General features: G+C 71.9%; 7 protein-coding genes and 1 rRNA gene. 5 read left to right on the forward strand and 3 right to left on the reverse strand.

The features are described 5' to 3' along the window. Window positions 1–8: 8 nt before the first annotated feature. Window positions 9–698 carry a two-component system response regulator MtrA gene (gene mtrA / locus PV410_RS35640; protein WP_078620260.1) on the reverse strand — a complete coding sequence of 230 codons (690 nt, stop codon included), beginning with the start codon at window positions 696–698 and terminating at the stop codon, window positions 9–11. Continuing rightward, complete coding sequence (gene mtnA / locus PV410_RS35645; RefSeq protein WP_500330124.1) at window positions 695–1,831, reverse strand: S-methyl-5-thioribose-1-phosphate isomerase; 1,137 nt, start codon at window positions 1,829–1,831, stop codon at window positions 695–697. The genes mtrA and mtnA overlap by 4 nt, the downstream gene beginning before the upstream one ends. 143 nt (window positions 1,832–1,974) lie before the next feature. Between mtnA and PV410_RS35650 the strand changes: the two genes are divergently transcribed. The 5 genes from PV410_RS35650 to PV410_RS35670 are packed head-to-tail and all read left to right on the forward strand — an operon-like array spanning window position 1,975 to window position 7,407. After that, window positions 1,975–3,228, forward strand: a complete 1,254-nt coding sequence (locus PV410_RS35650) for a proline-rich domain-containing protein (RefSeq protein ID WP_500330126.1) — start codon at window positions 1,975–1,977, stop codon at window positions 3,226–3,228. After that, window positions 3,228–3,890: a DUF4129 domain-containing protein gene (locus PV410_RS35655; protein WP_500330128.1), complete on the forward strand. Its 663-nt coding sequence runs from the start codon at window positions 3,228–3,230 to the stop codon at window positions 3,888–3,890. Before PV410_RS35650 ends, PV410_RS35655 begins: the two co-directional genes overlap by 1 nt. Then, window positions 3,887–5,113 (forward strand): DUF4350 domain-containing protein, encoded by a 1,227-nt coding sequence (locus tag PV410_RS35660; protein WP_500330130.1) that lies wholly within the window; start codon window positions 3,887–3,889, stop codon window positions 5,111–5,113. Before PV410_RS35655 ends, PV410_RS35660 begins: the two co-directional genes overlap by 4 nt. Next, window positions 5,110–6,078, forward strand: coding sequence for an AAA family ATPase (locus tag PV410_RS35665; RefSeq protein WP_500330132.1), 969 nt, complete (start codon window positions 5,110–5,112; stop codon window positions 6,076–6,078). Before PV410_RS35660 ends, PV410_RS35665 begins: the two co-directional genes overlap by 4 nt. Before the next feature lie 18 nt (window positions 6,079–6,096). Then, window positions 6,097–7,407: a DUF58 domain-containing protein gene (locus PV410_RS35670; protein ID WP_500330134.1), complete on the forward strand. Its 1,311-nt coding sequence runs from the start codon at window positions 6,097–6,099 to the stop codon at window positions 7,405–7,407. A gap of 137 nt (window positions 7,408–7,544) precedes the next feature. Here PV410_RS35670 and rrf read toward each other — a convergent pair. Next, window positions 7,545–7,631 (reverse strand): 5S ribosomal RNA (gene rrf, locus PV410_RS35675); the annotation flags it as partial.

Here is a 7,631-nt window from a genome sequence, read left to right on the forward strand (position 1 = left end):
TGGCCACGTCAGCCCGGTCCGGCCTTGTAGCCGACGCCGCGGACGGTCACCACGATCTCGGGGCGCTCGGGGTCCCGCTCGACCTTGGAGCGCAGCCGCTGGACGTGCACGTTGACCAGGCGGGTGTCGGCGGCGTGCCGGTAGCCCCAGACCTGCTCGAGTAGCACTTCGCGGGTGAAGACCTGCCAGGGCTTGCGGGCGAGCGCGACCAGCAGGTCGAACTCGAGGGGGGTCAGCGCGATGGGCTGGCCGTCCCGCTTGACCGAGTGGCCGGCCACGTCGATGACCAGGTCACCGATGGTGAGCTGCTCCGGCGTGGGCTCTTCGGCCCTGCGCAGCCGGGCCCGCACGCGGGCGACGAGCTCCTTGGGCTTGAACGGCTTGATGACGTAGTCGTCGGCCCCGGACTCCAGGCCCACGACGACGTCGACCGTGTCGCTCTTCGCGGTGAGCATGACGATGGGGACCCCGGACTCGGCCCGGATCTGGCGGCATACGTCGATGCCGTCCCGTCCGGGGAGCATGAGGTCGAGGAGGACCAGATCAGGCTTGGTCTCACGGAATGCGGCGAGGGCCTTGTCACCGTCGGCCACGAACGACGGCTCAAAACCTTCTCCGCGCAGCACGATGCCAAGCATCTCTGCCAGTGCGGTGTCGTCGTCGACGACCAGGACGCGTCCCTTCATAGCGACCATCATCCCATTACCTGATCGTGACCTGGAGCACGAGACGGGCACAAAGCTGCCAGGGCATCGGGTGTGACCGGCGAAACCACGCCGTTTTCGGTGACTATTGCCGTTATCAGACCTGCGGGTGTGATGTCGAACGCAGGGTTGTACGCCTGGGTGCCGAGGGGTGCCACCGGGTTTCCGGCCGATTCGGTCACCTCGTGCCCGGGGCGCTGCTCGATCTCGATGGACGGGCCGTCGGCGGTGCCCTGGTCGACGGTGGTGGTGGGGGCGACGACGATGAAGGGCACGTTGTGGTACCGGGCGAGCACGGCGAGTGGGTAGCTGCCGACCTTGTTGGCGACGGAGCCGTCCGCGGCGATGCGGTCGGCGCCGATGAGGACGGCGTGCACGTTGCCGGCGGCGAAGAGTGAGCCTGCGGCGTTGTCGGTGAGCAGGGTGTACGCCATGCCGGAGCGGGCGGCCTCGTAGGCGGTGAGGCGGGCGCCCTGGAGCAGGGGGCGGGTCTCGTCGACCCACAGGCGGCGCAGCTGGCCCTGGCGGTGGGCGGCGAGTGCGACGGCGAACGCGGTGCCCTCGCCGCCGGAGACGAGGGCGCCGGTGTTGCAGTGGGTGAGGATTTGGTAGCCGCCGCCGGGGAGGAGCTCGGCGAGCAGCTGGAGGCCGTGGCGGGCCATGGCGGCGCTGGCCTCCTTGTCCTCGGCGTGCAGGCTGCGGGCCTCGGCCAGGGCCGCCGCGGCGGCGCGTTCGGGGTCGCCCCCGGCGGTGCCGGTGAGGGCGGCCCGGTAGGCGGCCAGGGCCCGCCGGACGCCGTAGGCCAGGTTGACGGCGGTGGGCCGGGCGTGGGCGAGGGATTCGGCGGCCTCGTCCACGTCGTAGCCGCGGACGGCGGCGAGGGCGATGCCGTACGCGCCGGCTATGCCGAGCAGCGGGGCGCCGCGCACGGCGAGGCCGCGGATGGCCTCGACAAGGGCGGGGACGTCGGTGCAGACCAGCTCCACTTCCTCGGCGGGCAGCCGGGTCTGGTCGAGGAGGACGACGACGGGGCCCTCCGGCGGCTCCTCCCAGCGCAGCGCCGGGAGGGGCTCGTCAGGGTTGCCCTTGGAATCATTGGCCAGAGTTACCACGTACTGATCACCCATCTGCTCAGTCTGCCGTGAACGGCAGCACGTTTTGAACGGTTGCGGCACTCCGCATCCGCAGGTACAAGCCCGCTTCGCCCATGGCACGATGGCCACCGTCCCGCCGTTGGACGAGTAGGTAGCGCAGTAGCGAAGGAGCGACGATGAACGACTCTCCGGGCTGGGCCTCGCCCGGATCCTCCCCCTCCGGCGAACCGGGCCGCACCGACGGCCCCGGTGCGCCGCAGGACGCTGCGCCGCAGAACTGGTCCGAGCAGCAGCCGCCCGCGGGCCAGTGGAAGACCGCAGGCGGCTGGGGCGCCCCGCCTCCGCCCAGCGGCCCGGTGTGGGGCAGCCCCGCGCCCTCCGGCTGGCAGCAGCCGCACTGGGGTGCCCCGCCGTCCCCCAAGCCCGGTGTCATCCCGCTGCGTCCGCTGGGCGTCGGCGAGATCCTCGACGGCGCGGTTTCCACGATGCGCGCGCACTGGCGCACCGTGCTCACCATCTCCTTCGCGGTCTCGCTGCTGACCCAGGGCGCCATGCTGCTGCTCCAGGGGTTCATGCTCGACGACAGCGAGACGCTCAACTCCCTGGAAGGCCGTACCGACCCCTCGTTCAGCGACGTCATGAACGCCGTCGGCGGCACGCTGGCCGCCGGGGGGCTCGCCCTGGTCATCACCCTCCTCGGAACGGTGATCGCCACGGCGATGCTCACCATGGTCGTCAGCCGGGCCGTCCTCGGCCGCGAGGTGACCCTGGCCGAGGCGTGGTCCGATGCCCGCCGCCAGCTGCCGCGCCTGTTCGGGCTGACGCTGCTGCTCACCCTGATCGGCGCCGGGATCATGGCCGTCGGCATCGTCCCCGGGATCCTCGTCGCGGCCGGCGGCGCCACGGGCGCTGGTGTCGGCCTGGCCCTCCTCGGCGGCGTGGTCGCCCTCGGCGTGATCGTCTGGCTGATGATCCGCTTCAGCCTCTCCTCACCCGCTCTCATGCTGGAGAAGCAGGGTGTCCTGAAGTCCATGGCCCGGTCGGCCAAGCTGGTCCGCGGGTCGTGGTGGCGCATTCTGGGCATCCAGTTGCTCACCATGATCCTCGTCTACATCGTCTCGTCGATCATCCAGATTCCCTTCGTGCTGGCGGGCATCTTCACCGGAAGCGACGGCCTGTCGTCCTTCGCGTCGGGCGACCAGGCGAACCTCGGCTGGACGTACCTGATCGTCATCGGGATCGGCGCCGTCATCGGATCCACCATCACCTTCCCCATCAACGCCGGCGTTACCGCCCTGCTCTACATGGATCAGCGGATCCGTCGCGAGGCCCTCGACATCGAACTGGCCCGCGCCGCGGGTGTCCCCGGCTATGCCGACGCCCTCGGCGGGAGCGGCGCACCCGGCAACAGCTCAGCCACCGGGGGCTGATGCCGGTGTCGGGGGAGGACGTACCGGTCACCATTCCCCGCGGCCCCGCCCGAGAGGCCGCCGAGGACGAGCTGTCCAAGGGCATCTACCACCGCGACGACCCGAGCCTGTTCGAACGCGCCCTGAACTGGCTCTGGGAGAAGGTCTCCCACCTGATGGAAGCCGCCTCCGGGGTCACCCCCGGAGGCACCGTCGGCGTGGTGGCGATCATCGTCGTGGTCGTGCTGCTGGTCGTCGCCCTGCGCCTGCGGCTCGGCAGGCTGCGCGCGCAACCCACCACCGGCACCGGGCTGTTCGCCGACGCCCCCCGGACCGCAGCCGAGCACCGGGCCGCCGCCGAGGAACACGCGCACCACGGCCGGTGGAGCGAGGCCGTCCAGGAACGGATGCGCGCGATCGTGCGCTCCCTGGAGGAACGGGCCCTGCTCGACCCGCGCCCCGGCCGGACCGCGGACGAGGCGGCCGCCGAGGCGGGCCGTCCCCTCCCCGGCCACGCCGCCCGCCTCGCGGACGCCGCCCGCACCTTCGACGACGTCACCTACGGGGACCGCCCGGGCACCCCTGTCGCCTACGCGGCCCTGCGCGTACTCGATATCGAAATACAGAGCACCAAGCCCCGGTTGGCCGACAGCGGCGCGGCCGCCGGAGGTTCCCGCCCGTGACCGACACCCTGTCTCCGCCACAGGCAGCCACCCCGGCCACCACGTCGGCCTCCCCGACCGCGGGCCAGCTGTGGACGCGCTCGCGCACCCTGCTCGTGGCGTTCCTCGTCCTGATCGTCTTCGGCATCCTGTACGCCGCCGCGCGCTCCGGTGAGAACCATGACGCACTCGACCCCCGTTCTCCCGACCCGTCCGGCAGCCGGGCCGTCGCTCAACTCCTCCACGACCAAGGTGTGACCACCACGGTCGTCACCACCACCGACGAGGCCCTGGCCGCCGCCGGACCTGACACCACCGTCCTCGTCACCGTGCCCGACCTGTTGACGAAGCGTCAGCAGGACGTGGTACATGGCGCGATGGAGCGCGCGGGCGGCCGTGTCGTCCTCCTCTCCCCCAGCGAGCCCTCCATCGGACGGCTCGCCCCGGGCGTCCGCTACACGGGGCCCGTCCCCGTCCACGTCCTCGAGCCCGGGTGCGACCTGGCCGCCGCCCGCACCGCCGGCTCCGCCGAAATGGGCGGCAGCGGGTATGCGACGTCCTCGCGGGGCGCCGACCACTGCTACCCCGATGCCCGGGGCGACTTCACCCTGCTGCGGCTGCCCGCGGCCAACGGCGGCGACACCGTCGTCCTCGGCACCCACACCCTCCTGCAGAACGAGAACCTCGCCGAGCAGGGCAACGCCTCGCTCGCCATGCAGATCCTCGGCGCCCACCCGAAGCTCGTCTGGTACCTCCCCTCGCTCACCGACGCCTCCGCCTTCGGCGGCGGACAGCAAAGCTTCCTCGACCTCATCCCCGACGGCTGGAACTGGGCAGTCCTGCAGTTGTTCATCGCCGCCGCCTTCGCGGCCCTCTGGCGCGCCCACCGCCTCGGGCCCGTCGTCGCCGAGCGGCTGCCCGCCACCGTCCGCGCGGCGGAGGCCACCGAGGGACGTGCCCGCCTCTACCGCCACGGCCGTGCCCGTGGCCGGGCCGCGGAGGTGCTGCGCACCGCCGCACGCGACCGGCTGGCCCCGCTGGTCGGCATCCCTCCGTCCCAGGCCCACGACCCGGCCGCCCTGGCCACCGCGGTGGCCGCCCGGCTCGACGACCCCTCCGTCGACCCGCACAGCCTGCTCCACGGTCCGCCTCCCCCCGATGACGCGGCCCTGCTGCGTCTCGCCGACGACCTCGACGCACTGGAACGCCGCGTCCTTCTCAACGAGAGGAAAGCAACCCCGTGAGCGCCGCCCCGACCGCCGACAGCGCCCGTGCCTCCCTGGAGGCCCTGCGCACCGAAATCGCCAAGGCCGTCGTCGGCCAGGACCCGGCCGTCACCGGCCTGGTCGTGGCCCTGCTCTGCCGGGGTCACGTCCTCCTGGAAGGCGTGCCCGGAGTCGCCAAGACCCTCCTCGTGCGCGCCCTGGCTGCTTCCCTCCAACTGGAGACCAAGCGGGTCCAGTTCACCCCCGACCTGATGCCCGGCGACATCACCGGCTCCCTCGTCTACGACGCCCGCACAGCCGAGTTCTCCTTCCAGGCAGGCCCTGTCTTCACCAACCTGCTGCTCGCCGACGAGATCAACCGCACCCCGCCCAAGACCCAGGCATCCCTCCTGGAGGCCATGGAGGAGCGCCAGGTCTCCGTCGACGGCATCCCCAGGCCGCTACCCGAACCGTTCCTCGTCGCCGCGACGCAGAACCCCGTCGAGTACGAGGGCACCTACCCGCTCCCCGAGGCCCAGCTGGACCGCTTCCTCTTGAAGTTGATCCTCCCGCTGCCGTCCCGCGAGACCGAGATCGACGTGCTCACCCGCCACGCCGACGGCTTCAACCCCCGGGACCTGGACTCCGCCGGTTTGCGGCCGGTCGCCGGCCCCGCCGACCTCGACGCCGCCCGGGACGCCGTCGCCAAGACGTCGGTCTCCGCCGACATCACGGCCTACATCGTCGATATCTGCCGAGCCACCCGTGAATCCCCCTCTCTGACGCTCGGTGTCTCCCCCCGGGGAGCCACCGCCCTGCTCGCCACCGCCCGCGCCTGGGCCTGGCTCACCGGCCGCGACTACGTCATCCCCGACGACGTCAAGGCCCTCGCCCTCCCCACGCTCCGGCACCGCATCCAGCTGCGGCCCGAAGCCGAGATGGAAGGCACCACACCCGACTCGGTCATCACCTCGGTCCTCGCCCGCGTCCCCGTACCGCGCTGAGACGGGCGACGACCGACCATGGCACTCACCGGACGCACCGCCCTGCTGGCCGCCCTCGGCGCCCTCGCCGTCGGTCTGCTGCTCCCCGGCTGGAGCGGCATCCTGCTCGTCGAAGGCATCCTTCTGTTCGGAATTCTGTGCGACCTTGCGCTCGCCGCGCCAGTACGAAAGCTCCATTTCACCCGATCCGGTGACACATCAGTTCGACTCGGCGAAACGGCGGAGGTCGTGCTCACCGTGACCAACCCCAGCCGGCGCCCGCTGCGCGCCGATCTCCGCGACGCCTGGCCGCCCAGCAGCTGGTACCCGGGTACCGAGGTGGCCGCGTCGCGTCACCGGCTGATCATCCCGTCAGCCGAACGCCGCCGCGTCACCACCACCCTGCACCCCACCCGCCGCGGCGACCGGCACCCCGAACGCGTCACCGTCCGCTCCTACGGACCCCTCGGCCTGGCCGCCCGGCAGGGTTCCCACCGTGTCCCCTGGACGGTCCGGGTCCTCCCGCCCTTCCACAGCCGCAAACACCTGCCGTCGCGCCTGGCCCGCCTCCGAGAGCTCGACGGACGCACCTCCGTGCTCATCCGGGGCCAGGGCACCGAGTTCGACTCGCTCCGCGAGTACATCCCAGGCGACGACACCCGCTCCATCGACTGGCGGGCCACCGCACGCCGGGCCACCGTCGCCGTCCGCACCTGGCGCCCCGAACGCGACCGCCACATCCTCATCGTCCTCGACACCGGCCGCACAGCCGCCGGCCGCGTCGGCGACGCCCCTCGGCTCGACGCCGCCATGGACGCCGCCCTGCTGCTCGCCGTCCTCGCGGGCCGTGCCGGCGACCGCGTCGACCTGCTGGCCTACGACCGCCGCGTACGTGCCTCCGTCCAGGGCCGTGCCGCCCGGGACATGCTCCCCGCCCTGGTCAACGCCATGGCACCGCTCGAGGCAGAACTCGTCGAATCCGACGCCCGCGGTCTGGTCGCCACGGTCCTCCAACGAGCCACACAGCGCTCGCTCGTCGTGTTCCTCACCGGACTCGACGCCGCCCCGATGGAAGAGGGCCTGCTGCCCGTCCTTCCCCAGCTCACCCACCGCCACGAGGTCCTCATCGCCTCCGTGGCGGACCCCCGCATCGAAGAGATGGCGCAGGGCCGTCACAGCGTCGACGCCGTGTACGCGGCTGCGGCCGCCGAACAGGCACGAGCTGAACGCCGCCGCGTCGCCCAGCGCCTTTCCCGGCACAACATCACCGTCGTCGACGCCCCGCCCTCCGACATCGCACCGGCGCTGGCGGACGCCTACCTCGCCCTCAAGGCCGCCGGCCGACTGTAGGAGACGAAGACGAAGGGCTCTGTAGGCAGGAGGGAACAGCTGCCCCCTCCTGCCTACGGCCGGCTCTGCGTATTGCGGGACAACGCAGAAAAGCCCCAGCCCCCGAGTCGAAACTCAGGGGCTGGGGCTCAAAATTTGTTCGGCGGCGTCCTACTCTCCCACAGGGTCCCCCCTGCAGTACCATCGGCGCTGAAAGGCTTAGCTTCCGGGTTCGGAATGTAACC

The sequence above is a fragment of the Streptomyces sp. PA03-5A genome (assembly GCF_033792725.1).
Lineage (GTDB): Bacteria > Actinomycetota > Actinomycetes > Streptomycetales > Streptomycetaceae > Actinacidiphila.